This is a genomic window from Streptomyces sp. NPDC031274, assembly GCF_055570235.1.
This window is the reverse complement of sequence record NZ_JBVIHP010000023.1, coordinates 107977-134097: the sequence shown is the minus strand read 5'-3', so window position 1 is coordinate 134097 and position 26121 is coordinate 107977. Positions and strand designations below refer to the sequence as shown.

The 26121-nt window shown below is 70.0% G+C and carries 24 protein-coding genes; 17 read left to right on the top strand and 7 right to left on the bottom strand.

The window, feature by feature from the left end:
* Nucleotides 1-67: 67 nt before the first annotated feature.
* On the top strand, nt 68-619 hold the full coding sequence (locus ACZ5CR_RS31870) for an FHA domain-containing protein (RefSeq protein ID WP_468863814.1): 552 nt from the start codon (nt 68-70) through the stop codon (nt 617-619).
* A gap of 41 nt (nt 620-660) precedes the next feature.
* On the opposite strand, the gene ACZ5CR_RS31865 is transcribed toward ACZ5CR_RS31870, so the two are convergent.
* Nucleotides 661-1911, bottom strand: a complete 1251-nt coding sequence (locus ACZ5CR_RS31865) for a M14 family zinc carboxypeptidase (RefSeq protein ID WP_468863812.1) — start codon at nt 1909-1911, stop codon at nt 661-663.
* Between the two features lie 208 nt (nt 1912-2119).
* Between ACZ5CR_RS31865 and ACZ5CR_RS31860 the strand changes: the two genes are divergently transcribed.
* On the top strand, nt 2120-3241 hold the full coding sequence (locus tag ACZ5CR_RS31860) for a cytochrome P450 (RefSeq protein ID WP_468863810.1): 1122 nt from the start codon (nt 2120-2122) through the stop codon (nt 3239-3241).
* Here the strand turns inward: ACZ5CR_RS31860 and treY are convergent.
* The gene (gene treY, locus ACZ5CR_RS31855; RefSeq protein ID WP_468863808.1) at nt 3221-5662 is read right to left on the bottom strand and encodes a malto-oligosyltrehalose synthase; all 2442 of its coding nucleotides are present in this window, start codon (nt 5660-5662) and stop codon (nt 3221-3223) included. The genes ACZ5CR_RS31860 and treY overlap by 21 nt on opposite strands.
* An 81-nt stretch (nt 5663-5743) precedes the next feature.
* Between treY and ACZ5CR_RS31850 the strand changes: the two genes are divergently transcribed.
* Complete coding sequence (locus ACZ5CR_RS31850) at nt 5744-7030, top strand: MFS transporter (protein ID WP_468863805.1); 1287 nt, start codon at nt 5744-5746, stop codon at nt 7028-7030.
* On the opposite strand, the gene glgX is transcribed toward ACZ5CR_RS31850, so the two are convergent.
* Entirely contained in the window at nt 7005-9113 is a 2109-nt protein-coding gene (gene glgX, locus ACZ5CR_RS31845) for a glycogen debranching protein GlgX (protein WP_468863803.1), read from the bottom strand. The genes ACZ5CR_RS31850 and glgX overlap by 26 nt on opposite strands.
* Before the next feature lie 160 nt (nt 9114-9273).
* Between glgX and ACZ5CR_RS31840 the strand changes: the two genes are divergently transcribed.
* The 4 genes from ACZ5CR_RS31840 (at nt 9274) to ACZ5CR_RS31825 (ending at nt 13704) form a co-directional block, all read left to right on the top strand.
* A complete protein-coding gene (locus ACZ5CR_RS31840) occupies nt 9274-10059 on the top strand; it encodes a Tat pathway signal sequence domain protein (RefSeq protein WP_468863800.1) in 786 nt (261 codons plus the stop codon).
* A gap of 64 nt (nt 10060-10123) precedes the next feature.
* Nucleotides 10124-11443: a copper amine oxidase gene (locus ACZ5CR_RS31835; RefSeq protein WP_468863798.1), complete on the top strand. Its 1320-nt coding sequence runs from the start codon at nt 10124-10126 to the stop codon at nt 11441-11443.
* 103 nt (nt 11444-11546) lie between these two features.
* A complete protein-coding gene (locus tag ACZ5CR_RS31830) occupies nt 11547-12788 on the top strand; it encodes an SAV2148 family HEPN domain-containing protein (protein ID WP_468863796.1) in 1242 nt (413 codons plus the stop codon).
* Nucleotides 12789-12948: 160 nt separating this feature from the next.
* On the top strand, nt 12949-13704 hold the full coding sequence (locus ACZ5CR_RS31825; RefSeq protein ID WP_468863794.1) for an exonuclease domain-containing protein: 756 nt from the start codon (nt 12949-12951) through the stop codon (nt 13702-13704).
* Nucleotides 13705-13770: 66 nt separating this feature from the next.
* On the opposite strand, the gene ACZ5CR_RS31820 is transcribed toward ACZ5CR_RS31825, so the two are convergent.
* A complete protein-coding gene (locus tag ACZ5CR_RS31820; RefSeq protein ID WP_468863792.1) occupies nt 13771-14625 on the bottom strand; it encodes a phosphotransferase enzyme family protein in 855 nt (284 codons plus the stop codon).
* A 180-nt stretch (nt 14626-14805) separates the two neighbouring features.
* Between ACZ5CR_RS31820 and ACZ5CR_RS31815 the strand changes: the two genes are divergently transcribed.
* The 3 genes from ACZ5CR_RS31815 to ACZ5CR_RS31805 are packed head-to-tail and all read left to right on the top strand — an operon-like array spanning nt 14806 to nt 17857.
* The gene (locus ACZ5CR_RS31815) at nt 14806-15729 is read left to right on the top strand and encodes a carbohydrate ABC transporter permease (RefSeq protein WP_468863790.1); all 924 of its coding nucleotides are present in this window, start codon (nt 14806-14808) and stop codon (nt 15727-15729) included.
* On the top strand, nt 15726-16562 hold the full coding sequence (locus ACZ5CR_RS31810; RefSeq protein ID WP_468863788.1) for a carbohydrate ABC transporter permease: 837 nt from the start codon (nt 15726-15728) through the stop codon (nt 16560-16562). Before ACZ5CR_RS31815 ends, ACZ5CR_RS31810 begins: the two co-directional genes overlap by 4 nt.
* Nucleotides 16562-17857 (top strand): ABC transporter substrate-binding protein, encoded by a 1296-nt coding sequence (locus tag ACZ5CR_RS31805; RefSeq protein ID WP_468863786.1) that lies wholly within the window; start codon nt 16562-16564, stop codon nt 17855-17857. The genes ACZ5CR_RS31810 and ACZ5CR_RS31805 overlap by 1 nt, the downstream gene beginning before the upstream one ends.
* 62 nt (nt 17858-17919) lie before the next feature.
* Here the strand turns inward: ACZ5CR_RS31805 and ACZ5CR_RS31800 are convergent, their stop codons facing one another.
* Nucleotides 17920-19032 carry an ABC-2 transporter permease gene (locus ACZ5CR_RS31800; RefSeq protein WP_468863784.1) on the bottom strand — a complete coding sequence of 371 codons (1113 nt, stop codon included), beginning with the start codon at nt 19030-19032 and terminating at the stop codon, nt 17920-17922.
* 180 nt (nt 19033-19212) lie between these two features.
* Between ACZ5CR_RS31800 and ACZ5CR_RS31795 the strand changes: the two genes are divergently transcribed.
* Both ACZ5CR_RS31795 and ACZ5CR_RS31790 read left to right on the top strand, forming a co-directional pair.
* A complete protein-coding gene (locus ACZ5CR_RS31795; RefSeq protein WP_468863867.1) occupies nt 19213-19620 on the top strand; it encodes a MarR family winged helix-turn-helix transcriptional regulator in 408 nt (135 codons plus the stop codon).
* A 354-nt stretch (nt 19621-19974) separates the two neighbouring features.
* Nucleotides 19975-21048, top strand: coding sequence for a CDP-alcohol phosphatidyltransferase family protein (locus tag ACZ5CR_RS31790; protein WP_468863782.1), 1074 nt, complete (start codon nt 19975-19977; stop codon nt 21046-21048).
* A gap of 53 nt (nt 21049-21101) precedes the next feature.
* On the opposite strand, the gene ACZ5CR_RS31785 is transcribed toward ACZ5CR_RS31790, so the two are convergent.
* Nucleotides 21102-21278, bottom strand: a complete 177-nt coding sequence (locus ACZ5CR_RS31785; RefSeq protein WP_468863779.1) for a hypothetical protein — start codon at nt 21276-21278, stop codon at nt 21102-21104.
* Nucleotides 21279-21528: 250 nt separating this feature from the next.
* On the opposite strand from ACZ5CR_RS31785, the gene ACZ5CR_RS31780 reads away from it, so the two are divergent.
* The 5 genes from ACZ5CR_RS31780 (at nt 21529) to ACZ5CR_RS31760 (ending at nt 25585) form a co-directional block, all read left to right on the top strand.
* Complete coding sequence (locus tag ACZ5CR_RS31780) at nt 21529-22737, top strand: S8 family peptidase (RefSeq protein ID WP_468863777.1); 1209 nt, start codon at nt 21529-21531, stop codon at nt 22735-22737.
* Nucleotides 22738-22866: 129 nt separating this feature from the next.
* Complete coding sequence (locus ACZ5CR_RS31775) at nt 22867-23430, top strand: DUF1697 domain-containing protein (RefSeq protein WP_468863775.1); 564 nt, start codon at nt 22867-22869, stop codon at nt 23428-23430.
* Nucleotides 23423-23806, top strand: a complete 384-nt coding sequence (locus ACZ5CR_RS31770; RefSeq protein WP_468863773.1) for a nuclear transport factor 2 family protein — start codon at nt 23423-23425, stop codon at nt 23804-23806. Before ACZ5CR_RS31775 ends, ACZ5CR_RS31770 begins: the two co-directional genes overlap by 8 nt.
* A 33-nt stretch (nt 23807-23839) precedes the next feature.
* Nucleotides 23840-24856: a ketopantoate reductase family protein gene (locus ACZ5CR_RS31765; RefSeq protein WP_468863771.1), complete on the top strand. Its 1017-nt coding sequence runs from the start codon at nt 23840-23842 to the stop codon at nt 24854-24856.
* A 78-nt stretch (nt 24857-24934) separates the two neighbouring features.
* On the top strand, nt 24935-25585 hold the full coding sequence (locus tag ACZ5CR_RS31760) for a mycothiol-dependent nitroreductase Rv2466c family protein (protein ID WP_468863769.1): 651 nt from the start codon (nt 24935-24937) through the stop codon (nt 25583-25585).
* Here ACZ5CR_RS31760 and ACZ5CR_RS31755 read toward each other — a convergent pair.
* Nucleotides 25578-26090, bottom strand: a complete 513-nt coding sequence (locus ACZ5CR_RS31755; protein ID WP_468863766.1) for a GNAT family N-acetyltransferase — start codon at nt 26088-26090, stop codon at nt 25578-25580. The two genes, ACZ5CR_RS31760 and ACZ5CR_RS31755, sit on opposite strands and share 8 nt — an antisense overlap.
* Between the last annotated feature and the right edge of the window lie 31 nt (nt 26091-26121).

The window sequence follows — 26121 nt, the reverse complement described above, 5'->3', positions numbered from 1 at the left end:
TTCCGCGTTATCCGGACGCCCCGGCCGCATCTGGACACTCCGGCCGCGCTGACAGACAATCACGAGGGTGACGTCGTCCTTCGAGATCCAGATGAACCCCGCGCGGCTGACCGATGCCGAGCGGGACAGGGCGCTGAAGGTGCTCAGGGAGGGCGCTGCCCTCGGCAAGCTCTCGCACGACACGTTCGTGCGGCGCATGGAGCTGGCGCTCGCCGCCCGCCAGCCCGACGAACTCGCCGTGCTCACCGCGGATCTGCGGACCGAGGGACGACTCTCGCGTGTGGTGTTCGGCGCTGTCGGCGCGGTCTCCGGGTTCACGGTCCGGCTGCGCAGGGCCTGGCAGGCCGAGAAGCTGCCGAAGCTGCTCCTGCCGGTGCCGGGGAACCCGTACCCGCTGCGGATCGGCCGCGACCCCGCGAACGGACTCAGGCTCAGCCACGAGACGGTCTCGCGGGTGCACGCCGAGCTGAGCAGGCAGGGCGGCATGTGGGTGCTGCGTGACCTCGGGTCGACCAACGGCACGTCCGTGAACGGCCGCAGGGTGATCGGCGTGGCCGTCGTCCAGGACGGCGATCAGGTCAGCTTCGGGAAGATGGGCTTCCGGCTCTCCGGTTCGTGAGAAGCCGTCAGGGACGTATGTCTGCCGTGCGTGCCGTGTGGTCAGTCGCCCCGCACGCGCGCGTGGTGCGCGGCCGCGACCGTCGTCCGTGACTGGTGCTCGACCTGGTGCTCCACCGGCACCCAACGCGCCCTGAACCGCTCGGCGAACGTGTCGCTCCAGTGCAGCACGAGCCGTTCGAGGCGCGGCGCGGCCCGGTCGCCCGCCGTGTCCAGGACCCGCAGCAGCATCGCGGCGGCCCGCAGCGGAAGGCGGCGCCCGAAGGCGTCGACGCTCCCGATGTACGCCATCGACGTCCCCGCGGGTGGCATCCTGACCCAGTCGTCGGCGAGACCCGGCACCAGGTCGAGCGCCCAGCGCGCCGCGCGCAGCAGCGGCCCCTGTGCCTGCGGGAGCCGTGGCAGCGCCTCGCTGAGAATGTCCTCGACCAGGCGCGCGTCGTGCAGCAGCCGCCGCGCGAAGCCGCGCAGTGCCAGCTCGGGGGCGGGGTGGACGGCCGGATCGTCCACGAGGTCGCTCGCCCACATCGGGACCTCGACGATGGCGGTCAGGCCGCCGTACCGATGGGCGTGGTGCCAGGTGGTGTGCCGGGCGTCCTCGGGCAGGCTCGGATAGGCGGCCGCCGAACCAGGGCCGGGCAGTACATGCACCCCGGGCCCCGAGACCGGCCAGCCCGCGGCGTCCGACGCCCCCGTCTCCACCGGTATGTGCAGCTCCGCCGCCGACTTGGCGAACGGCTCCGCGAGCCCCGGTATGTCCCGCGTCAACTGCACCCAGCTGCCGCCGAGATCGGTTCCGTGCAGCGACACCTGCAAGTAGGGCCGCAGTTCGTCGATGACGCCGGTCAGGGCACGGGTCTCGGGCGGCAGCCGGTCGGGCGGAAGGACGGAGGGGGACCACTCCGGCTGCTCGGGTCCCGCGGGGCGGAAGAAGTGGCGGTGGTAGTCGAACAGGGTGCGCGGCGCGGGCGTGCGGTGCAGGTTCGCGCCGTCCGGGTCGGCGCACAGGAGGAAGTGCCAGGAGGTGTCGGCACGCAGCTGCTCGTCCCGCAGGGTCCACTCCGCGAGGTGGAGCAGCGTCGAACCACCGGTCGGTTCGTTCGCGTGCGCGCCCGCGACGACCAGGACGGCGCGGCGCGAGTGGCCGACGGACAGCAGGTGCAAGGGTCTTCCGGCGCGCGAGGTGCCCACCTGGCGCAGGGAGCACAGCTCGGGGCGGTGTACTGCCAACCTCCGTGCGGACAGTACGAGTTCGGCCACATTGAGATAGCGCTGCGCCGCCAGTTGACTCACCCCCGTCTTGTCCGCTGAAGCAATCCGCAGTACGCCACGCGGTCGGGCACGTGTCAAGCGCGCGGCCCGAGGGATGTCACCTCACGGCGCCTCCGCCCCGCACTGTCACCCGAATGGGTGTACGGGAACTGCGTGAGGCGCTGCGCGGTGATCCCCTGAAACCCCACCTGGTCGCCGACGCTGAGCCTGAACGGGGTTTGCTGTGTCTTTGAGCTCGGCCCCTCGTGGGCACCGTTCGTCACCCGCTCCGCCGGGCCCGTCCGCAAACGCCGGACGGGCCGGGACACCCAGCCTCCTGGCTCCCGGCGTCGAGCACGACCCCTATCCGCTCTACCGCAGCCTCCGCGAGAGCTTCCCCCTCGTCCGTGACGAGCTCCTCGGGGCCTGGCTGCTCAGCCGGTACTCGGATGTGCGGGCCGCGCTCGGTGACGCCCGGCTCGGTCCGCCGGTGACCGGGCTGCCGGGTCCGGGCCACCGGGGGCTCCTGGAGCCCGTCCTGCGGGCCGCGGCCGAGCGCACCGCCCACGTTCTCGCCCGGCGCATATCAGGGCGGCGCGAGGTCGACCTCGTCGCCGAGTTCAGTGCGTGGCTGCCCGCGGCTGCCGCCGTCGCCGCGCTAGGGCTGCCCTGGGAGGACGCCGCGCGGGTGCGGGAGTGGTGCCGTACGGGGTCCGCGCGTGCCGGCGGCGTCCACCCGGAACTCGGCGGGCTGCTGCGCCCCCATGTCGCGCGGCGGCGCGCCCGTCCCGGCGCGGACCTGCTCTCCGCGCTGTGCGGCGCCCGGACGGACGGGCAGGCCCTCTCGGACGACACCGTCACCGCTCTCGCCGGGACACTCCTCACCGGCGGCGGCGAGGCCACCGCCCTCGCGCTGGCCTCCTTCCTCGCCAACCTCCTCGACCACCCCGCCCAGTTGGACCTCGTGCGCGCCCGTCCGGGGCTGATACCCGGCGCCTGGGCGGAGTCCCTGCGCCGTGACCCGCCCACCCCCGTCGTACTGCGCCGCGCGAGTGCGCCGATCGCCCTGGGCGGCACCACACTGCCCACAGGCTCCGTCGTGGCCTGCCTCATCGGCTCGGCGGGGCGCGACCCGTTCCGCTTCGCCGACCCCGACCGCTACGACATCTTCCGCGCGGACCCGGCACACCTCGCGTTCGGCACGGGAACACACTTCTGCCCGGCCGCCACCCTGGCCGGGCTCGCCGCCGAGTGCGGCCTGCGGGCCCTGCTCGACGCCATGCCGGGCCTGCGCCTCGCGCCCGGCTTCAGGCCCTCGCCCCGGGGGATCATGGCGCGGGCGCCACGCCTGCTACTCGTCAGGACCCGCTGAGTCCTGCCCTGTCCGGACCCGCTCCAGAAGCACCACCGGCATCTCCCCGAAAAGCTCCTCCACGCGCGCGTGCCCCGTGAACTCCCGCCCCCGAGTGAGCAGATCCACCCACCGCCCCTGCGGAAGCGCCAGTTCCGTCGCTCGCCAGCCGCCCGCCTCGGCGAGGCGCAAGGAGAGCCGGGTCACCGCCGTGATCACCTCTCCGGAGCGCGCGAAGGCCACGCAGTGCGCCGCGCCGGGGCCGAGCGCCGCAAGGGGCTCGTACGTCGCCGCGTCGCCGAAGAGATCCGGACGGCGCCTGCGCAGCCGCAGCGCGGTCGCCGTGAGGGCCAGCTTCTCCTCGGAGAGGTCCCAGCGGTCACGGTGCTGCTCCAGGTACTCAAGGACATGCGACTGGAACCGCACCGGCCGCCGGTTGTCCGGGTCCACGAGGGCCCGGTACTCGCTCTCCGTGCCCTGGTAGATGTCGGGCACCCCCGGCATCGTCAGCTGGAGCAGCGTGGCCCCCAGGACGTTCGCCCGCACATGGGGCCTGAGGCCGCCCGCGAACTCCGCGACCGTGTAGAGCGGCGGCCCGCAGGGACCCGCCTCCACGAACGCCGTCACGGCCTTCTCGTACGTCTCGTTCTGTTCGGTCCAGCTCGTGTGCAGGCCCGCCTCGCGCACGTGCTTGAGCAGCGCCTTCTGCAGCCGTTCGTCGTAGGGGAAGCCGAAGCCGACGGCCGTCTGCCAGGCAGCCCAGGCCAGTTGCGGGTCCGGCGCGCTGGTGCCGCCCGCGCGCGCGGTCTGCTCGGTCACCTCGACCAGGAGGTCGGCCCACCGCTGTGGGCACTGCGTGAGGACGGCGATGCCCGCCCGCACATCGGCGCTGCGCTTCGTGTCGTGCGTGGTGAGCACCGTGCCCGCGTACGGCCAGTCGCGCTGCACGCGCGCGCAGTAGGTGTGAAAGGCCTCCGGAGTCACCGCGGGGTGCGCGGGGGAGCCGCCCACCTCGGCCGCCGACAGGAGCGGCGCGTGCCGGTAGAACGCCGTGTCCTCGACCGCCTTGGCCCGCAGCGCCGACGAGGTCTGCGCGAACCGTGCGCGGAAGCCGTCGAGCGCGGGCCCGGACCCGAGGCGTCCGAGCACCAGATCCCGTACGACGTCTACCGCCTCGGCCTCCTCCCGCACCGCGAAGGCAGCCCTCGCCTCGGCGGCGGCCCCCACCGTCAGCACCGAAGCCGGTTCGACGCCCCCGGAGACGTACGGCCGGTAGACGGGAAGCCGTACGAGCAGCTCCAGGAGCGCGGTGCGCAGCGCCCACGGCGCGTGGTCGCGCAGCGCCGGGTCCGGGGCGCAGAGCGCGGTCGCCTCGCGCGTGAGGCGGTCGGTCTCGGCGGCGAGCTCATGGGTGAGCACCTTGTACGCGGCGCGTCGTACCGTCGCCCCCCAGTCGCCGCCCCGGTCCACCGCGGGAGCGGTGAACCTGCGGTACTGGCCGAGGAGTTCACCCGCCCCGGCCGGGTCCGTGAAGAGGCCGTCGAGGTGGCGAAGGGCGTCGTACCCGGTGGTGCCCGCGACGGGCCACGCGGCGGGCAGCTGCTCCCCGTCGCTGAGGATCTTCTCGACGACCGTCCAGCGCCCGTGCGTGGCCTCCTGGAGCCGCTGGAGGTACGCCCCCGGGTTCGCGAGCCCGTCCGGGTGGTCGATGCGCAGCCCCTCGACGACGTCTTCCCGCAGCAGTTCGAGGATCTTCGCGTGGGTCGCGTCGAACACCTCGGGGTCTTCGACGCGTACCCCGATGAGGTCGGAAATGGTGAAGAAGCGCCGGTAGTTGAGCTCCGTGCGAGCAAGGCGCCACCACCCGAGGCGGTACCACTGCGCGTCGAGGAGCTGCGGCAACGGCAGCTCCCCGGTGCCTTCGCGGAGGGGGAACGCGTGCTCGTGGTAGCGCAGCACGTCCCCGTCGACCCGCAGGCGCTCCAGCTCGTCCCCGACCCCGCGCCCGAGCACCGGAAGCAGCACCTGCCCGCCGCCCGCCTCCCAGTCGATGTCGAACCAGCGCGCGTAGGGAGAGCCGGGTCCCTCCCTCAGCACCTCCCAGAGGGCGTGGTTGTGGCGCGGCACCGCCGCCATGTGGTTCGGCACGATGTCCACGACGAGGCCGAGACCGTACGTCCGCGCGGTGCGCGACAGGGCCCGCAGCCCCTCCTCGCCGCCCAGCTCGTCCCGTACGCGCGCGTGGTCCACGACGTCGTAGCCGTGCGTCGAGCCGGGGACGGCATCGAGCACCGGCGACAGATGCAGGTGCGAGACTCCCAGCGAGGCCAGATACGGGACGGCCGCCTCGGCGGCCGCGAACGGAAACTCCGGCTGGAGCTGCAGCCGGTAGGTGGCGGTGGGCGGTGGCGGCACCGCGGGCTCCGAGCGCTCAGGCGTCATGCGAACCTACGTACCCGCCTGACGGGCTTTCGTGCCATCGACTCATGCGTGTGGCCGCGTGGGCGTCGTTAGCGTCGGACGATGGCTACCAAGGCACAGGCCGGTCGGTACGAGCCCGGCGCACGGCGACTTCTGGACACCTACCGCGAAGTGATCGGGCACACCGGAGCGCTCCTTCCGGTGATCTCGTTCCTCGGCAGGCTCCCCGTGGCCATGATCCAGTTCGGCAGTGTCCTGCTCGTCACCGAGACCAGCGGATCGCTCGCCACGGGCGGGGTGGTCGCCTGCGCGCTCGCGCTCGGCCAGGTGACCGTGGGCCCCCTGGTCGGCCGCCTCGCCGACCGGCGCGGCCAGCGCACCGTCGTCCTCGGCTTCTCGCTGCTCAACGCCGTGGCGATCGCGGTGTACACGCTCGGAGCCCTCTTCGGGCTGCCCACACCCGCGCTCGTCGTCCTCGCCGTGCTCGCCGGCGCGAGCATCCCGGGGATCGGCCCGCTGGCCCGCGCACGCGCCGTCCCACTGGTCCGCGGGGCGGGCGGTGACGACCGTCTGGTCAACACCGTGCTGTCCCTGGAGAGCACCATGGACGAGCTGTCCTTCGTGCTCGGCCCCGCGCTCGTGGGCCTCGCGGCCGTGGCGGGCCACCCGGCGTACGCCTTCGGGGTGGCCGCGCTCCTGGTCGCCGTCTGCGGCTCCGGCTTCGCGCTGCACCCCACGGGGCGGACGGTGCGGGCCGCTCACACGACGCCACGCGCGCGTGGGGGCCGACAGCGCCTGCCGCGCGAAGTCTTCGTCGTACGCGTCGGGCTCGTCTTCGTCGGCGTCCTGCTCGGCGCCTGTGGAGCGGGCATCACGGCCCTCACCCAGGAGCTGGGCGCTCCGGGCCAGGCGGGCCTCGTCTACGCCGCCATGGGCGTCATGAGCGCCGTCGTGGGGCTCTCCATGGCCGCGCTGCCCGAGCGCTTCGGGCTTCACACGCGCTGGCGCGTGGCGACGGCCGCCGCGGCGCTGCTCTCGCTGCCGCTGGTGTGGACGCACAGCATGACGGGCCTGTACGTCGTGGTGACCGTGTTCGGCGCCGTCTATGCCCCGAACCTGATCACCGGCTTCGCGCTCACCGAGCGCTCCTGCCCGCCGCGACGGCTCGCCGAGGGGATGACGTTCGCCGCGAGCGCCTTCGTCGGCGGCCAGGCGGTCACGCTCGCCGTGGCGGGACGCCTCGCCGAGTCCCACGGCCCCGGCGCGGCGTTCGCGCTCGGCAGCGCGGCCGCCGCCGTCGCGTTCCTGATCGCACTGGCCGCCCGCCCTCCGGCGGACGACCACGCGAACGCCGCGCCCTTGGTCACGCGGGGCGCCGCAGGACGGTGAGGCTCCGGTCGGTGAGTGTCAGGCGCTCGCCTGCCCCCGCCTTCGGCCCCGAGTCCGGTGGCACGCCCTCCGGCAGCGCGGTGTCCACGATCACCTGCCACTGGCGGCCGTGATTGACCGGAATCACGAACTCAAGCGGCTCCGCCGACGCGTTGAACATCATCAGGAACGAGTCGTCGGAGATCCGCTCGCCGCGCGTACCCGGCTCGGAGATCGCGTTGCCGTTCAGGAACACCGTCAGCGCCCGTGCGTGCGACGCGTCCCAGTCCTCCCGCGTCATCTCCTCGCCCTCCGGCGTGAACCAGGCGATGTCCGAGAGATCGTCGTGCGTGCCCTCGACCGGACGGCCGTGGAAGAACCGCCTCCTGCGGAAGACGGGATGGTCGCGCCGCAGCCACGCCATCGCCCGCGTGAACTCCAGCTGGGTGCTCTCACCCTCCGGCCAGCGCACCCAGGCGATCTCGTTGTCCTGGCAGTAGGCGTTGTTGTTGCCTCCTTGCGTCCGGGCGAACTCGTCGCCGTGGCTGAGCATCGGGACGCCCTGGGAGAGCATCAGCGTCGCGATGAAGTTGCGCATCTGCCGCTCGCGCAGCTCCAGGACGGCCGGGTCGTCGGTCTCGCCCTCGGCGCCGCAGTTCCAGGAGCGGTTGTGGCTCTCGCCGTCCTGGTTGTTCTCGCCGTTGGCCTCGTTGCGCTTCTCGTTGTACGAGACGAGGTCGTGCAGCGTGAAACCGTCGTGGCAGGTGGTGAAGTTGATCGACGCCAAGGGGCGCCGGCCGTCGTCCTGGTAGAGGTCGGACGAGCCGGTCAGCCGGGACGCGAACTCCGCGAGGGTGCGCGGTTCGCCCCGCCACATGTCGCGCACCGTGTCGCGGTACATGCCGTTCCACTCGGTCCACAGCGGCGGGAAGTTGCCGACCTGATAGCCGCCCTCGCCGACGTCCCACGGCTCGGCGATCAGCTTCACCTGGCTCACCACGGGGTCCTGCTGCACGAGGTCGAAGAACGACGACAGGCGGTCCACCTCGTGGAACTGCCGGGCGAGCGTCGCCGCCAGATCGAAGCGGAAGCCGTCGACGTGCATCTCGGTGACCCAGTGCCGCAGCGAGTCCATGATCATTTGAAGCACGTGCGGTGACCGCATCAGGAGGGAGTTGCCGGTCCCCGTGGTGTCCATGTAGTAGCGGGAATCGTCCATGAGGCGGTAGTACGAGCCGTTGTCCAGGCCCTTGTAGGAGAGCGTCGGGCCCAGGTGGTTGCCCTCGGCCGTGTGGTTGTAGACGACGTCGAGAATCACCTCGATGTCCGCCTCGTGCAACGCCTTGACGGCCTGCTTGAACTCCAGGACCTGCTCACCGCGGTCGCCCCAGGAGGCGTAGGCGTTGTGGGGCGCGAAGAAGCCGATCGTGTTGTAGCCCCAGTAGTTGTTCAGGCCCATGTCGACCAGACGGTGGTCGTTCACGAACTGGTGCACCGGCATCAGCTCGAGGGCCGTCACGCCCAGTTGCGTGAGGTGATCGATGACGGCCGGATGCGCGAGCGCCGCGTACGAACCGCGTAACTCCTCGGGAAGATCCGGATGTCGCATGGTCAGGCCCTTCACATGGGCCTCGTAGAGCACGGTTTCGTTGTACGGGGTGCGCGGCGGCCGGTCGTCGCCCCAGTCGAAGTACGGATTGACCACCACGGAGGTCATCATGTGGGGCGCCGAGTCCATGTCGTTGCGCTTGTCGGGGGCGCCGAACCGGTAGCCGTACACCTCCTCGCCCCAGTCGATCCGGCCGCTGACCGCCTTGGCGTACGGATCGAGCAGCAGCTTCGCCGAGTTGCAGCGATGCCCCCGCGCGGGTTCGTACGGACCGTGCACACGGAAGCCGTACCGCTGGCCCGGCATCACGCCGGGCAGGTACGCGTGGAGCACGAACGCGTCGGACTCACGCAGCTCGACGGCTGTCTCCGAGCCGTCGTCGTGCAACAAACAGAGCTCTACGCGGTCGGCGGCCTCGGAGAAGACCGCGAAGTTCGTTCCGGCGCCGTCGTACGTGGCACCGAGTGGATACGCCTGCCCTGGCCACACCTGCATGCATATGACTCTTCCACTACCGCCCCCTCGGCTCGGGGTCACATTGGACAGAGTCTCCCCGAAAGTGGGACAACCACGCGGGAGTTGCAGCCGTCTAACCGTCCGACCACATACTCGGTATGCCTCTTTATGGGGCTCGTGGGGGAAAAAAGGGGAGCAAGTGGGAGAGATAGTCAGACGTAACCTGGGCAAGGTGGTGGCGGGCGCGGCAGTCGCGCTGGCCGCTGCCGCTGTGCTGGTGGGCGTCACACTGCCGGGGGCGGGCGAGTCGGGGGGCCGCCAGGCCAACGCGGCGGCCGCGAAGCAGGACGCGATCGCGAAGGACGGCGTCGTCGAGGCCGCACCCGACGAGGGCGAGAAGGGCATCGGCAGCGACCCGCTGACCGATGCGGAGACCGAGCGTGCCGAAAAGGCCTCGGTGACGGGCGCCCTGCGCTCCAGCGCCAGGGACGTCGAGGGAGACCGCGGCCCGCAGCTCCTTTCGACGAACCTCAGCGAGCAGGAGCCCACCGACGCGGGCGCCGCCGCCCCGCGCAGCGCTGAGGTCGTCTACTACGACTACAAGAAGGACGCGGTCATCACCAAGACGGTCAATGTGGAGACCGGCAAGGTGGAGAACACGACCACCACACAGAACGTCCAGCCGCCGCCCAGCCAGGAAGAGCTCGCCGAGGGCGCCCAGCTGCTCATCGCCGACCCGCTCGGCAAGGGCCTGAAGCAGGACTTCAAGCACGCCACGGGCAAGGCGCTGACCGGCCCCGGACAGCTGCAGCTGAGCGGCATGGTCTTCCGCAAGGAGACCGTCGAGCGCGTGCCGTCCGACCTCACCGAGTGCGGCAAGCACCGGTGCCTCCAGGTCGTCACCAAGGTCAAGAGCGGCCCGTGGATCGACACCCGGTCCCTCGTCGTCGACCTGAGCACCCGTTCCGTGGGCCGCCTCGGCTGATTCCGGCCGCCCGCGCACGACACCACACTTCTGTTTCTCCTCGGACGAGGGAGTCCACACCGCAATGCACGTCAACAGACTTTCGCGCGCCCGCAGACGGGCCACCACGGCCCTGGCTGCCCTCGCGCTGATCGGCGGCGCCGCCACCGTCGCCTCGCCCGCGTCGGCCGCCCCTCAGGCGCCCAGCGCCCCCGCGGCGGCGGCCGCCGACTGCAGTGACGCCTACAAGATCGAGCAGACCGTCGACGGCGGTACGACCTGGCGCATGTGCTGGCACTACAACAGCCTCTCCGGCCTGATCCTCGACAAGATCAGCTACCAGCCCAAGGGGGAGACCAAGCCGATACCCGTCCTGACCAGCGCCAGGCTCGCGCAGGTCCACGTCCCCTACGACGACGGCCAGGCCGAGTACGACGACGTCACCGGCACCGACTTCGGCCAGGCCCTGCAGAACCTGAACCCCGGCGAGTGCCCCGGCGGCACCATCAAGACCGTGAAGGTCCCGCAGCGGGGCAACGTGAAGGGCCTGTGCACCACCACGCGCGCGCGTGGGCACGCGTACCGGCTCAACGACGACCAGAGCACCGGCGGCACCGGCAAGGTCTACACGGGCCAGGGCAAGGACCTGCTCGTCTACACGGTGAACAAGGCCTCCTGGTACGAGTACATCACCGAGTGGCGGTTCTCATCGGACGGCACCATCACCTCCCAGGTCGGCGCGACCGGCAGCCTCTCGCCGTACGACTACGACGGCGGCGACAGCGGCGGCTGGCCCATCGGCAAGGGCGACCAGGCCAAGGCCGAGAGCCACGCCCACAACGTCTTCTGGCGGCTCAACTTCGGCCTGGACGGCTCCCCGAAGGCCAAGGTCGAGCAGTACGACTCCAAGGTCACCCCGCCCACCGGCCAGGGCAGCCCCAAGACGAAGACCACCCGCACCAAGGTCACCAAGGAGCTCGCGGGCGACAGCAAGGACATGCGCTGGTGGCGCGTGGTCAGCGGGGCGGGCAAGAACAAGGACGGCCACCCGCGCTCGTACGAGATCGTGCCGGGCCCCAGCAGCAAGCACGCCGGGCGCCCCTTCACCAAGCACGACGTGTACTTCACCGAGTACAAGAAGTGCGAGCAGTACGCGAGCAACAACCCCGGGTGCCCCAATACCGCACCGACCAGCGTCGACAAGTGGGTGAACGGTCAGTCCCTCACCCACCCGGTCACCTGGGTCCACATCGGCTTCCACCACATCGCCCGTGACGAGGACCAGCAGCCGATGCCGGTGCACTGGCAGGGCTTCTCGCTGGCCGCGCGCGACGTGACCGCTATGAGCCCGCTCACTCCGCAGGACCTCGCCGACCAGAACGGCCAGCCCACGCAGGGTCGTTGAGAATCCACCCTTGCCATCCGGCTGCACCGCCCGCCGCTCCCGGAGTACCCTTCCTTGATCGTTGAAGCGGGGGGTGCTCGGGGGAGCGGAAGGGGTGCGCTGGGTGAGCTCGGGAGGGCGGGAACTGTCCCCTGGTGACGAGGGTCACGAGGGGAGTTCCGTGGACGGCCCGCCTGGAGCGGTGTCCCTGGCACGGCCGATGGAGATGGGATCTCAGATCGGACCCGAACTGGACTGGGGCGCCGACGCCTGGCGCGAGGTGCGCACGCGCGCCCAGCGCGCCGGGCGGGCCTACATCTGGCTCAATCTCGTGGAGCAGCGGCTGCGCGCGGTCGTGGCCGCTGTTCTGCGTCCCATCTACGAACCCGTCCACGCCGACGACTGGGTGGTCGCCGCCGCGGGACCCGCCGGACAGGAGTGGGTGCAGCGGGCCGTCGCCGTACGCGAAGTGAGCCGCCGCAAGGGGTACTTGCTCGACCCGGCCGACGACAACGTCCTCAGCTTCCTCACGCTGCCCCAGCTCCGCGAGCTGATGGTGCAGCACTGGCCGTGCTTCGAGCCGTACCTCGACGACCGCAGGGACGTCGAACTGGCCCTGGACGAGCTGGAGGTCACCCGGAACGTCGTCTCCCGCAACCGCGCCCTGTCCACCGCCGTGCTCGCCCAGGCGGAGCGCGCGTCGGCGAAGCTCCTTGACATACTCGGCGCGGGCACCGACACGCCGTCCGCGCGCCGGTTGCCGGTCGACGCCGTCGAGTCCCTGGTCGGCGACCGGTACGCCGACGTGGTGGGTGTCCACTCGGACCGGGTGCGCCTGCTGCGGCAGTTCCCGGCCGAGGACATCTTCGGCGGGGCACGTCGCCTCGACGCGATCGGGATCGGCCTGAACCTCCTGGTCCAGAACTTCTCCGGGCGCCGCCTCGTCCGCCTCGCGGAGTCCGGCTGCCGGGTGCGGCTGCTCTTCCTCAACCCGGCGAGCAGCGCGGTCAAGCGCAGGGAGCGCGAACTGGGTCTGAAGCGGGGCGAGCTGAGCCGCAGTGTCGAGATGAACATCCTGCACATGCGCCGGGTGCGGGCCCGTCTCCGCGATCCGGGCGCCTTCGAGATCCAGGTCTTCGACGAGACGCCGCGCTTCACCGCGTATCTGGTCGACGGGGACGGCGCGGACGGCATCGCGGTCGTCCAGTCGTATCTGCGCAGGACGCGGGGGATGGAGGCGCCGGTGCTCTTGCTGCGCGGCGGCCGTCGGGTGGTCAAGGCGGACGAGCCGGAAGAGAGCGGACTCTTCGAGACGTACCGGGAGGAGTTCGAACTGGCCTGGGCGGACTCGCGGCCGGTGTCCTGAGCCGCCGGAGGGGCTGGCCGATGAGCCGTCCGACGAGCCGTCCGACGAGCCGTCCGACGAGCCGCCCCGGGCGGTAAGCGGAACGCGGGCCGGGGATTGTCAGTGGCGCGTGGGATCGTGGTGGTCAATGGGGGAAAGCACCACAGAGAAGGGGGCGGCCATGGGCTGGCACCGGGAGCTGCTGATCGGGTTCGACCTGGAGACGACCGGGACGGATCCGCACGAAGCGCGCATCGTCACGGGCGCGGTGATCGAGGTCAGGGCGGGCGAGACGCTGGGCCGCAGGGAGTGGCTCGCCGACCCGGGGGTCGAGATCCCGGCGGAGGCCGTGGCGGTGCACGGCATCTCGAACGAACGGGCGGCGGCGGACGGCAGACCGGCCGCTGAGGTCGCCGACGCGATAGCGGCCGTCCTCGTGTCGTACTGGCAGTCGGGCGTCCCGGTCGTCGCCTACAACGCCACCTTCGACCTGACCCTGCTCTCCGCCGAGTTGCGCAGGCACGGCCTGCCGTCGCTGCGCGAGCGCCTGGGCGGCGCGGAACCGGCCCCGGTCATCGACCCGTACACGATCGACCGCTCCGTCGAGCGCTACCGCAAGGGCAAGCGGAACCTCGAAGCGGTCTGCACGGAGTACGGCGTGGTCCTTGAGTCCGCCCACGACGCCACGTCGGACGCCCTGGCCGCGGCCCGCCTGGCCACCGCCATAGCCGACCGCCACCCCAAGCTGGCCGCCTTCGGTCCCGCGGAGCTGCATCGCCGCCAGATCGACTGGTATGCCGAGTGGGCGGCGGACTTCCAGAAGTTCCTCCGGAAGAGGGGGGAGACGGGCGCGGTGGTGGACGGCACGTGGCCACTCCGGGACGCGGCCAGTACTTCAAGGCCGTCCGGCATCAGTTCGAGCCCGTCCGGCGTCTGAGGGCCGGGTCCAGCAGGGCCCTGGTCAGGGGAAGGGGCGGAGCGGGTGATCCTTCAGGGTGACTCTTCAGAACGGAAACCACCGCACACCCGGGTCCCCGTCACGCAGTGAGGCGACACGGCGGCGGAACTCGGTCAGGGCCTTCGGATTGCTGGGGGAATGCTGCGCTACCCACGCACAGCTGGCCGTCTCCCGGGCCCCCCGGAGCACCGCGCACCCCTCCCACTCCCGCACGTCCCAGCCGTACTGTGCGACGAACCCGTCGTAGGCCTCGGCCGCCAGTCCGTACCGATCCCGCGAAAGCGCCATCACCACGAGATCGTGCTCCCGCAGATCGGCGGAGAAGGTCTCCAGATCCACCAGGACCGGACCGTCCGCGCCCACAAGGACGTTCCGGGGGAGGGCGTCGCCGTGGATGGGGCCAGGGGGCAGCCGGGGGGCGAGCGCGGACGCCGCCGCCTCGAACCCGTCCCTGCGCTCCCGCAGATAGTCCGCGTCCTCGACGTCGATCGCGTCACCGGCGAGCCGCAGCCACCGCTCGACTCCACCGAGGAGCTCACGCCGGGGCAGCTCGAACCCGGGCGCGGGAAGCGCGTGCACCAGGCGGAGGAGGGAGGCGAGGTCATGCGGCTCAGCCGGCCGCACAGCCGCGGGCAGCCGGTGCCACACCGTCACCGGATGCCCTTCCACAAGACGGGGCTCGTCCTCGGCCGCCCGCACCGCGGGCACGCCTGACTCCTCCAGCCACCGCGCGACGCGCAACTCCCGCCGCGCACGGTCGAGAAGCTCCGGTGCCGCACGCCCGACCTTGATCACCGACTCACCGTCGCCGAACACCGCGTTCTCGCCGAGCGCGAGCAGCGCCGCGTCCCGACCGAGACCCGCAGCGCTCAGTACGTCCCGTGCCCGCGCCTCGTCCATCCATTGCCTCCCGCACCGCTCGCCGCGTTCGCCACGAACACCGACACAGTCTCCCATTCGCACTGGCCAAGAGGTTGCGAGGCCTGCGTAGCTGCTTGACGTATCCAGATCCCATCAGCACGATGACGGGGGCCGCGTGGGCGGCCAAACCCCGATGAGCCGCCCAAAGGAGCCGATTCCGTGACATTGGCGACCGCGACGAAGCGGTCAGCGAGAGGCGCGTCCGCCCGCAGAGGAGCGGACCACGGCGCCTGGTTCCTGGTGCTCCCCGCGCTGATCCCGATCCTGGTCCTCAGCGTGGGTCCGCTCCTCTACGGCATCATGCTCGCGTTCACCGACTCCCAGTCGGGCCGCACCGAACCGACCCAGTGGGTCGGCGCCCTCAACTTCTCGGACCTGCTGCACGACACGCTGTTCTGGGACTCGTTCCGGATCGGCCTGCTGTGGGCGTTCGGCGTCACCGTGCCGCAGTTCTTCCTCGCGATGGGCCTTGCTCTCCTGCTCAACCAGCCGTTGCGGATGCGCTGGCTTGCGCGGGCGCTGGCGATCATCCCCTGGGCGATGCCCGAGGTGGTCGTCGGCATCATGTGGCGGCTCGTCTACCACCCGGACGCGGGCGTACTGAACGAGACGCTCTCCAACCTCGGCCTGGGGGAGGGCAAGGACTGGCTGACCGGGACGGCCACCGCGCTCTTCGCCGTCATCGTCGTCGGCATCTGGGCCGGTATGCCGCAGACCACCGTCGCGCTGCTCGCCGGGTTGCAGAACACCCCGCGCGAGCTGCACGAAGCCGCCGCGATGGACGGCGCGGGCGCCTGGCGCCGCTTCCGCACCGTCACCTGGCCCGCGATCAAGCCGATCGCCCTGGCCATCACGGCGCTCAACTTCATCTGGAACTTCAATTCCTTCGCCCTGGTCTACGTCCTCACCCAGGGCGGACCCGGCGGCCGCACCCGGCTTCCCATGCTCTTCGCCTACGAAGAGGCCTTCCGCTACGGCCAGTTCGGCTATGCCGCGGCCATGGGCTGCGTGATGGTCGCGGTGATCTCCGTGATCCTCGCCTGCTACCTCGTCGGCCGCCTGAAGGGAGACGACGAGTCATGACGCGTACGAAGAAGTCGACGCGTGCCGCGCAGTACGTGGCTCTCGCCGCCTATCTCGTCTTCCTCGCCTTCCCGTTCCTCTGGCTGATCTCCACGGCCTTCAAGCCCGCGCGGGAACTGGGCAGTCTGCACCCCACCTGGATCCCCAAGGACCCGACCCTGGAGAACTTCCGGCAGGCCTTCGACGAGCAGCCGCTGCTCCAGGCCGCGGGCAACTCCCTGGTCGCGGCGCTCAGCGCGTCCCTGATCGCGGTCGTCATCGCGACCCCCATGGCGTACGTCATGGCGCGGCACCGCAATCGCGTCTCGAAGGCGGCGACGGGCTGGGTGGTGATCAGTCAGGCGTTCCCCTTCGTCCTGATCATCATCCCGCTGTTCCTGATCCTGAAGAATCTGCACCTGATCAACTCGCTGCTCGGCCTGATCATGGTGTACGTGGTGTGGTCGCTGCCCTTCGCGCTGTGGATGCTCGTCGGGTACGTCCGCGCGGTGCCCACCGAGCTCGAGGAGGCGGCGGCGGTCGACGGCGCGAGCAAGGTACGCGCGTTCGTCTCGGTCGTCGCGCCCCTGCTCGCCCCCGGCATCGTCGCCACGGCGATGTTCGCCTTCATCACCGCATGGAACGAGTTCTTCTTCGCACTCGTCCTGCTCAAGACCCCGGAGAAGCAGACCTTGCCGGTCATCCTCAACCGCTTCATCGGCACCGAGGGCGTCGCGGACCTCGGGCCGCTCGCCGCGGCGGCGTTCCTCGCGACCCTCCCCTCGCTCGTCATCTTCGCGATCATCCAGAAGCGGATCACGGGCGGCATGCTGGCGGGGGCGGTGAAGGCCTGATGCGCGCGGCACCACGTATCGCGACCGCCGCCACCGTGGCTCTCGCGCTGCTGCTCACCGGCTGCAGCGGCGACTCGGGTGACGGCGACGGGAAGATCACCCTTCAGTTCCAGTCCCTGGCCTGGCAGAAGGAGTCGGTCGACGCCAACAAGGCGCTCGTCAAGGAGTGGAACGCCACTCACCCCGACGTCGAGGTCGAGTACGTCCAGGGGAGCTGGGACAGCGTCCACGACCAGCTGCTCACCTCCTTCGAGGGCGGCGAGGCACCGGACATCATCCATGACGCGTCGGACGACCTCGCCGACTTCGCGTACGGCGGGTATCTCGCGGACATCGGGAACCTGCTCCCCGAACGCCTCAAGTCCGACATTCCGCAGCGCAGTTGGAAGACGACGACCTTTGACGGAAAGGTCTATGGAGTGCCTTTCCTGCAGGAACCCCGCGTACTGATCGCCAACGCGACGTGGCTGAAGAAGTCGGGTGTCCGGATTCCCACGCCCGAGAAGCCGTGGAGCTGGCAGGAGTTCCGGTCGGTCACCAAGGAACTCGGCGACGGCAAGGACGGGAAGTACGGGGTGGCCTGGCCGCTCAAGGAGCCGGTCTCCGCGACGCTCAACCTCTCGCTCTCCACCGGCGGCCGCATGTTCCACCGGGGTGAGGACGGCAAGGTCGACGTCCGCTTCGACAAGGCCGACGAGATCATGCCGCGTACGGTCCACGACCAGGTCAACATCGACAAGAGCGCGTCGAGCACGACCTTGGGCATGGGCGGGTCCGACACCCTGCCGGGCTTCTTCGGCGGGAAGTACGCGATGGTCCCGCTCGGCTTCTCCTACCGTCAGCAGATCGTCCAGCAGGCGCCCCAGGGCTTCGACTGGCAGGTGCTTCCCGCTCCGGCCGGAGCGGAGGGGCTCGCGCAGGGCGTCAGTCCGCAGACGCTGTCCGTCTCCCAGGACAGCCCGCACAAGAAGGAGGCGGCCGAGTTCATCGACTTCTTCCTTCAGCCGGACAACATGGTGAAACTCGCGCGCGGCGACTGGATGCTGCCGACGGGCGAGCAGGCGCTGAAGGATCCGGCCCTGCACACCGAGAAGAACGACTGGGCCGCGGGCACCGCCCTCGCGAAGGATCTCCGTTCGGCACCCGCGCAGTCGGTGCGCGGCTATGCGGAGTGGAAGGACAAGGTGGCGACACCGGCGCTCCAGGAGTACTACAGCGGGGCGATCGGCCTGGCCGAGCTGCGCAAAAGGCTGGTGAAGGACGGGAACCTGGTGCTCGCGCGGTACCAGCGCTAGCCCCCCCGCTCGGTCCCCCGCTCGGCCCCCGCGTACGGACCCGTACGCGGGGGCCGCCGCTGTCACACCGCGACCGACTCCTCCATCTCCTCTTCCTGCTCCACCTGCTCCACCTGCTCCACCTGCTCCTCCCGAGCCCGCCCGGCATCGGACGACGGAGCCGCCGCCGCACGCTGCCGCCGTTCCCACAGCGCCGCGACGCCCGTGACCGCGAGGCCCACGAGCAGCCAGGCCGCCAGCGTCCAGACGTGCCCGCCGACGCCCTGCCCGCCGAAGTAGAGATGGCCGCGGATGCCCTCGACGAACCCGGCGCCGTTCCAGAAGGCGTGCAGCGAGCCGAAGAAGCCGTTCTGGAGTTCCGGCCTGAAGAGACCGCCGGACGACGTGAAGTTGAGCATGACGAAGAGGACCATCATCGTCAGCGTCGTCCAGCGCTTCAGGAACGTATGCAGTCCGATGCCGATGAAGAGGATGCCGGCCGAGTACAGCCACGCCATGGCCCAGACGCCCCACAGGCCCTGGTGCGCCAGATGGAAGACGGGCCCGGCGAGCGCCGCGCCGATCAGGCTCACGGCGAACGAGACACCGGCGGCGAGCCCCGCACGGGCCCGCATCCGCATCCCGGCCCCGGCGGCGCCGAGCGCCGCCACCGACGCGTACGAGCCGATGCTCACCGCGACGAGCAGGAAGAACAGGCCCTGCCCGGTGGGGTCGTCGGCGACGGTCGGCGCGACATCGCTGACCTTCAGCGGGACGCCCTGCTCGGCCGCGACCGGAGTGAAGATCTTCTCGACCGCCATGGCGCTCATGTCGGAGCCCGCGGTGGCCACGATGACCTCGGGGTTCTTGGCGTCGGGGATGTAGGCCCCCGATATGTCCATCGACTTGAGCTCGTCGACCGCCTGGGCACGGGAGCCGACGGTCCGTACGTCCAGGGCGTCGCCCGCCTTGTCCTTGACCGTCTGCGCGAGAGCCTGGGTCTGCTCGCCCGAGCCGACGACGGCGATCGGCAGGTCGTGCGGCTCAGGCGTGACGAACGCGCCCATGTAGGCGAGACCCATGCCGAGGCACATCAGCAGAGGGGTCAGCAGGTGGAGCAGGACGTGACGGAGCGGTCCGGAGGCGGGTGCCGGGCCGGCGTGTGCCTTGTGGGCGGGCGCCGAGGTGGCGGTCATCGGGTGACCTCTCGCGATAGATCGGTAGCGGGTAGCGGGTAGCGGGTAGCGGGTAGCGGGCAGTCACGAATGGATGGTTGGTATATACATCCAATCTCAGTGTTGTACTGTACAACCATTCGTGGAGAGGGAGAAATCGTGGCCGACCGAGACGGGTCCATCGAGATCATTCAGCGGGAGATGACGGCGTTCGCCCGGCGGGCCCGCGCCACCGCCGCGCGGATGCACCCCGAGCTTTCGCTCGTGTCGTACACGCTCCTGAGCCACCTCGAATTCGAGGGCGGCTGCCGGGCCACTGATCTGGCGGCGCACTACACGCTGGACAAGTCGACGATCAGCAGGCAGGTGGGCGGGCTCGAGAGGAGCGGACTCGTGGAGCGCCGCCTCGACCCGACCGACCACCGGGTGCATGTGCTGCATCTCACTGACCGGGGCAACGAAGTCCTCGCGCAGGTCACCGACGCGCGCCGGGTCGCGTTCCATGAGCGGCTCACGGAGTGGAGCGGGCCGGATCTGGAGAAGTTCGCCGAGTATCTGCTGCGCTACAACGACGCCGGATCCGGGAGCGACGCCGGGAATCTCGAATAAGGCTCACGAGACGTTTCGACTCGCTCGACTCGTCCTTCATCGAGCGGCCCGGCTTCTACCGCGAATGCGTCGAGGGGGCCGGGGATCCGGGCCTAACGGGGCCCGGCTGGCCGGGGTGTGACGCGCTGTGACGCTCCGTGAAGTGTTTCTGTTACGCCCCGGTCATTTTTGTTACGACCCTGTCATTCGATAACGCTCAGGTAACGCAGGGTGGTTCTGGCATAGGTATTGACTCGTCCTGCCTGTTTGACCATTACCCCCGCCAAAAGGTTGCACGCCTGGGTCCTTGTTACTTGAACCAATACCTTCTTAGCGTTAGATGAACGTTCCGCGAACGCCAGGAAGTTGACCCCCATGCGACGAGACATACCGCCCCTCGACGAGGTGCGCCGTATCACCCAGAAGAAGCGCGACGCTTGGTGGACGGTGGTGCTCGTCGATCCGGTCGCCACGCCGCTCGTGCGGTGGACGGCGATGCGGACCCGGATCACGCCCAACCAGATCACCTGGGGCGCGTTCCTGTTGGGGCTCGTCTCGGCGGCGTTCTTCGCGCTGGGTGACTGGCAGTGGCTGGTCGTCGGCGCCGTCGTCTACCACTTCAGCTTCATCCTGGACTGCATGGACGGGAAGGTCGCCCGCCTCACCGGCACCGGTTCGGTGTTCGGCGCGTGGCTCGACTTCGTCTTCGACCGCATTCGTGTCATGGCGTGTGCGGTTGCCCTCATGGGCGGGCAGTTCCACCGCACCGGGGATGCCTTCTACATCTGGGCCGCGGTCGCCGTGGTCGCCCTCGACACGCTGCGTTACATCAACGGGCTCGAGATCTTCAAGATCAGGCACACCATGCGCAAGCAGATCAAGGTGCGCATGAGGGCGGCCCGCCGGGCCGAGAACGAAGCCGACCTGGCCTTCATGGAGGACCTCCTCCGGGAGAACCCCGAGGCCGACATCGAGCAGGACATGCAGAAGACGCGGTCGGAGATGGGCGTGCCGGAAACCCCGGAGGCCCAGGACGCCCAGGAGGCCGCGCCCGCGTCCAAGCGACAGATCATCGACCTGCACCAGGAGTTCCGGGGCAAGTTCCCCGCGTATCTGCGCGCGCGCTCCTTCCTGCTGCGGCACCGGATCCGTACGCACCTGGTGAGCGGCATCGAGTTCCAGATGGGCGTCTTCATGATCGGCCCGCTGTTCGACGTGGTGCTTCCGGCGACCATCGTCTCCGGTGCGCTGCTCCTGGTCTTCGAGCTGGCCATCATCTACAAGCTGCTGCTCTCGACGCGGGACTTCACGCGGACGATCGACTCCTTCGAGGAGCGCAAGGCCCTGGCCGCGACCACTGCCGCGACCGCGACCACGACCGCGACCATGAATTCGACCTCGACCTCGACCTCGACCTCGACCTCGGCTTCGGCTTCGGCGACGGTGTAGGGATCACCGACTTCGCCAAGTGCGCCCTCAGGCGCCGGACGGGCTGAAACTCTTCAGCCCGTCCGGCGCCTGAGGGCTTTCATGGACCGCATGGACAGCGTCCCGAGGATCGCGAAGACGGCGACCACGACCACGACCACGATCGCGGCCGCCCACCGGCACTGCCCGGCGCTCCGTCCGTCGCCGCGAGCGGCTGACCCCTCCTCGTGAAGGAGGAGCCCGGCCGTCACAAGCCCCTTACATCTATGAGGACTTACGGGATTCGGTCCCGCGGTGTCCGATCTGCCGACGGGGGCCCGATTTGTTATTACAGAAGCTTGTTGAACAAGTCACAGGTGTATGTAGGTATTGATCTGCGCGCGTCAATCAGACATGGTTTCGTCCCAACGCCCGGAGATCTTCCGGATCTCAGGGGGCGTCGCAGTGAAGTTTTGAAACCCCCCACATCCCCCCACAAGCACCACGAGGAGACCCCTCTTCATGGCAAATCACAAGCGTGCCCGCTCGGTGAAGCTCGTCGCGGCGATAGCCACCACGGCCACCGCGGTCGGCGTCACCGTATTCGCCACCTCGTTCGCCGGTGCGGCAACCCCCGCCGAGGGCAAGGTCTACGGGGCCGACGCCAAGGGCGCCGTCTCCGGCAGCTACATCGTCATGCTCGACGAGAAGGCCAACAAGGGCGCCAAGTCCGACCTGGCCAAGGAGTACGGCGGCGAGCTGAAGCGGAACTACTCGTCCGCGATCAACGGCTTCTCGGCCAAGGGCCTCAGCGAGACCGACGCCAAGCGCCTGGCCGCCGACCCGGCCGTCGGCAAGGTCGTCCAGTCCAAGAAGTTCAGCACCCAGGCCACCCAGGAAGACCCGCCGTCGTGGGGCCTCGACCGCATCGACCAGGACGACACCAAGGGCGACGGCAAGTACACGTACCCGGACGCGGCCGGTGAGGGCGCCACGGCGTACGTCATCGACACCGGTGTCCGCGTCAGCCACAAGGACTTCGGCGGTCGCGCCACGTCCGGCTTCGACGCCGTCGACAACGACGACGACGCGGACGACGGCAACGGCCACGGCACGCACGTCGCGGGCACCATCGCCGGTGAGGCGCACGGTGTCGCCAAGAAGGCGAAGATCGTCGCGGTCCGCGTCCTCGACGACCAGGGCTCCGGCACCACCGAGCAGGTCGTCGCGGGCATCGACTGGGTCACCAAGAACCACAAGGGCCCCTCGGTCGCCAACATGAGCCTGGGCGGCGGCGCCGACGAGGCGCTCGACGCGGCGGTCCAGAAGGCGATCGCCTCCGGTGTCACCTTCGCGGTCGCGGCCGGCAACGAGTCCTCGGACGCCGGTCAGGGCTCCCCGTCCCGCGTGAAGGAGGCCATCACGGTCGCCTCCTCCACCAAGGACGACGAGCAGTCGGACTTCTCCAACTTCGGCAAGGTCGTCGACATCTACGCCCCGGGCTCGGACATCACGTCCGACTGGAACACGGGTGACGACGCCACCAACACCATCTCCGGTACGTCGATGGCGACCCCGCACGTCGTGGGTGCCGCCGCCGTCTACCTCGGCGCCCACCCGGACGCCAAGCCGGACGCCGTCTCCAAGGCGCTGACCGACGGAGCGACCGCGGACAAGATCTCCAACCCGAGCGAGGGCACGCCCAACAAGCTGCTCAAGGTCGTCGAGTAAGACCCGTAAGACCCGCAACACCCGTAAGGCCAGTAACACCCGGCTGAGCAACACCCACCGGACCGGCGGCCGCCGCGCCCACCCCCACGGGGCGCGGCGGCCGTCTTGCGGTCGTCCTATGGTGTGCGGATGACGGTCAAGGCATACGCGGTGCTGCTGCGCGGCATCAATGTGGGTGGCAAGAGAAAGCTGCCGATGGGGGAGTTGCGAACTCTCCTCTCCGGTCTCGGATTCGATGACGTACGCACCCATCTGCAGAGCGGCAACGCGGTCTTCGCCAGTGCGGCCGCCGACGAGGACGACCTGGCCGCGCGGGTGAGCCAGGCCATCGAGCGGCATTTCGGCTTCGACGTGGACGTCCTGGTGCGCGACGGCGCGTATCTGAAGGCGGTCGCCGACGCCTGCCCGTTCCCCGCGGCATCCCTCGAAGGCAAGCAGCTGCACGTCACGTACTTCTCCGAGCCGGTCGACGCGTCCCGGCTGGACGGGATCGACCCGGCGGTGTTCCTGCCCGAGGAGTTCCGGCTCGGTGACCGCGCGCTCTATCTCTACGCGCCGGACGGGCTCGGCCGCTCGAAACTGGGCGAGGTCCTGTCGCGCCCCGCCCTGTTCAAGGGCGTCATCGCCACATCCCGCAACTGGAACACCGTCACCAAGCTGGTGGAGCTGACGCAGGAGCCGCCCCGTGGCTGACCGCACGCCCGCCGTCGAAGCGGCCATCGAGGGCGAACTGCGGCTGCTCGCCCCCGAAGTGCGTGCCTCGCCCGAGCTGCTGGGGGAGCTGCTGCACCCGGAGTTCACCGAGTTCGGCGTCTCGGGCACCCACTGGGACCGCCCGTCGATCATCACGGCCCTGTCCCAGGACCCGGGCGGGACCGGCCCCTCGGTCACGACGTCCCGGATGCGGGGCGTCCAGCTCGCCGACGACATGGTGCACCTGACCTTCGACACCGAGAGCAACGGCCGCAGTGCCCACCGAAGTTCGCTGTGGCGGCTGTGCGACGGCGTGTGGCTGCTCTGGTTCCACCAGGGAACGCCCTTCGGCGAAGTCGGCCCGCCCCAAGCCTGATCTTCCTCGGTGCCGTGTGCGAGGCTCGGCTCCATGCGCTACATCATCGTGGGAGCAGGGGCGATCGGCGGCACCGTGGGCGGACGCCTTGCCGAGAGCGGACATGACGTGGTCCTCGTCGCGCGGGGCGCGCACTACGAGGCGGTACGGGAGAGCGGACTGCGGGTCAGGACGCCCGAAGGGACGGCGACCCACCGCCTTTCCGTCGTCCGGAACCCGGATGAACTAGGCGAGTTGAGGGCGGACGACGTGCTCTTCCTCGCCGTGAAGACACAGGACTGCGTAGCCGCCCTCGACGCCTGGAGCGGGCGTCCGGTGGTGGGCGGCGGGACCGCGGGCGAGGTCCTTCCACTGGTCTGCGCGCAGAACGGCGTGGAGAGCGAGCGTATGGCGCTGCGCCGCTTCCGTCGGGTGTACGGGATGTGCGTCTGGCTGCCCGCGACCCATGTCGAGCCGGGCGCGGTCTCCGCGGCGGGTGCTCCCTACACGGGCATCCTGCACCTCGGCCGCTATCCGACGGGCACGGACGACACCGCCCGTCTCATCTCCGCCGACCTGGCGAAGTCGAAGCTGCTCTCGCCCGTCGTGGCGGACGTGATGCGCTGGAAGTACGGCAAGCTGCTCTCCAATCTGGCCAACTCCATCGAGGCGGTCACGGGACCGCTCGTCGACAACGAGGCCATCGCGCTCTATCGGCAGGCACGCGCGGAGGGCGAGGCGGTGCTTGCCGCCGCGGGCATCGAGGCGGTGGGCGAGCAGGAACAGAAGGAGACCCGCGGTGACCGCGTCCGCCTGGAGCCCTTCGAGGGGTCGGAACGCGGCGGCGGCTCGTCCTGGCAGAGCCTGAGCCGGGGAACGGGCAGCATCGAGGCGGACTACCTCAACGGCGAGATCGCGCTGCTCGGCCGTCTGCACGGAGTGCCGACGCCGGTGAACGACGTCTTGCAGGCTGTGGCGAACGCGTTCGCGCGGGAGCGCCGCGACGCGGGGTCGATGCCGGTGTCCGAACTCCTCGGCCTGGTGGCGAAGGCAGAGGAGAGGGCGGGGTGACGGAGTAGGCAAATGGCCCGGCAGAAGGAAGGGTGAATGGCCCAAAGCTGTACGCCATTTGCTCATTAGGGTCGGGTCATGACGACGACGGACGACGCATCGAAGGCTCCGGAGCAGACCGCTCCCCGGACCCGCATCGACTTCTACTTCGACCCGGCCTGTCCCTTCGCCTGGATCACATCGCGCTGGATCCTGGAGGTCGAGCGCGCCCGTGACCTCGACCTCCGCTTCCGCGTGATGAGCCTCTACCTCCACAACACCGGCAACGAACTGCCCGACTGGTACCGGGAGCTTGTCGACAAGTCGATCCAGCCGGTCCGGGTCGCGGCCGCCGCGGCGCAGCAGCACGGCGACGACGTGCTCCGCGACCTCTACACGGCCTTCGGCACCCGCATCCACCAGGACAAGAACGAGGACTTCGACCAGGTCATCGCCGAGTCCCTGGCCGAGACCGGCCTGCCCGCCACCCTCGCGGCCGCCGCGCACGACCCGGCGTACGACGACGTGGTGCGCCGCAGCCATGACGCGGGCAAGGACCCCGAGGAAGGCGCCTACGTCGGTACCCCGACGATCCACGTCGACGGCACCGTCTGGTTCGGCCCCGTGCTGCGGGCGATTCCGCGCGGCGACGACGCGGTGCGGCTCTTCGACAGCTTCCGGGTGATGGCCGGATATCCGGACTTCTTCGAGCTGAAGCGCACCCGCACCACGGGCCTCGACTTCAGCTGAGCAGCGCCGAGGTCATCAGAAGCGTGGTGCGGCCGTTGTCCTCCGGGACCGTGCGGCCCTGGGTGAAGCCGAGGCGCTTGAGGACGGTGATGGGCGCGATGTTCTCCGAGTCCACGGTCGCGTGCACCTCGGGCAGGGCCAGAGTCTCATGGCCGTACGAGGTGAGCAGCTGGCCGAGCTCTGTGCCCAGACCCATCCCCCAGCTGCCGCGGAAGATGCCGCAGACGATCTCGTGGCCGTCGAGCCAGCTCTCGGGGGACGGCTTTATCTCCGCGTGGCCTATGTAGCGTCCCTCGTGCCGCACAGCCCAGATCGGGAACTGGTTCTCGGCGTACACGAGGCCGAAGATCCGGCGGAACAGCGCGTGGGTCTGCTCCACGCTCTGCATCCCGTCCCCGAACCAGCGGCCCACGGCCTCGTCCTGGAGGAGCGAGACGAACTGCTCCTCGTCGGTGGCGGCATATGGGGACAGGTTCAGGCGCTCGGAGCGGAGTACGGGGGTCATCGGCGTGACGGTAGGGCCACGGGCGGTGATC

Bases quoted from the DNA above. Each gene is read 5' to 3' on its own strand.
- treY (WP_468863808.1), bottom strand. From the start codon at position 5,662: ATGACGCCTGAGCGCTCGGAGCCCGCGGTGCCGCCACCGCCCACCGCC.
- ACZ5CR_RS31850 (WP_468863805.1), top strand. From the start codon at position 5,744: ATGGCTACCAAGGCACAGGCCGGTCGGTACGAGCCCGGCGCACGGCGA.
- glgX (WP_468863803.1), bottom strand. From the start codon at position 9,113: ATGCAGGTGTGGCCAGGGCAGGCGTATCCACTCGGTGCCACGTACGAC.
- ACZ5CR_RS31835 (WP_468863798.1), top strand. From the start codon at position 10,124: ATGCACGTCAACAGACTTTCGCGCGCCCGCAGACGGGCCACCACGGCC.
- ACZ5CR_RS31825 (WP_468863794.1), top strand. From the start codon at position 12,949: ATGGGCTGGCACCGGGAGCTGCTGATCGGGTTCGACCTGGAGACGACC.
- ACZ5CR_RS31820 (WP_468863792.1), bottom strand. From the start codon at position 14,625: ATGGACGAGGCGCGGGCACGGGACGTACTGAGCGCTGCGGGTCTCGGT.
- ACZ5CR_RS31810 (WP_468863788.1), top strand. From the start codon at position 15,726: ATGACGCGTACGAAGAAGTCGACGCGTGCCGCGCAGTACGTGGCTCTC.
- ACZ5CR_RS31805 (WP_468863786.1), top strand. From the start codon at position 16,562: ATGCGCGCGGCACCACGTATCGCGACCGCCGCCACCGTGGCTCTCGCG.
- ACZ5CR_RS31800 (WP_468863784.1), bottom strand. From the start codon at position 19,032: ATGACCGCCACCTCGGCGCCCGCCCACAAGGCACACGCCGGCCCGGCA.
- ACZ5CR_RS31795 (WP_468863867.1), top strand. From the start codon at position 19,213: ATGACGGCGTTCGCCCGGCGGGCCCGCGCCACCGCCGCGCGGATGCAC.
- ACZ5CR_RS31790 (WP_468863782.1), top strand. From the start codon at position 19,975: ATGCGACGAGACATACCGCCCCTCGACGAGGTGCGCCGTATCACCCAG.
- ACZ5CR_RS31780 (WP_468863777.1), top strand. From the start codon at position 21,529: ATGGCAAATCACAAGCGTGCCCGCTCGGTGAAGCTCGTCGCGGCGATA.
- ACZ5CR_RS31775 (WP_468863775.1), top strand. From the start codon at position 22,867: ATGACGGTCAAGGCATACGCGGTGCTGCTGCGCGGCATCAATGTGGGT.
- ACZ5CR_RS31765 (WP_468863771.1), top strand. From the start codon at position 23,840: ATGCGCTACATCATCGTGGGAGCAGGGGCGATCGGCGGCACCGTGGGC.
- ACZ5CR_RS31760 (WP_468863769.1), top strand. From the start codon at position 24,935: ATGACGACGACGGACGACGCATCGAAGGCTCCGGAGCAGACCGCTCCC.
- ACZ5CR_RS31755 (WP_468863766.1), bottom strand. From the start codon at position 26,090: ATGACCCCCGTACTCCGCTCCGAGCGCCTGAACCTGTCCCCATATGCC.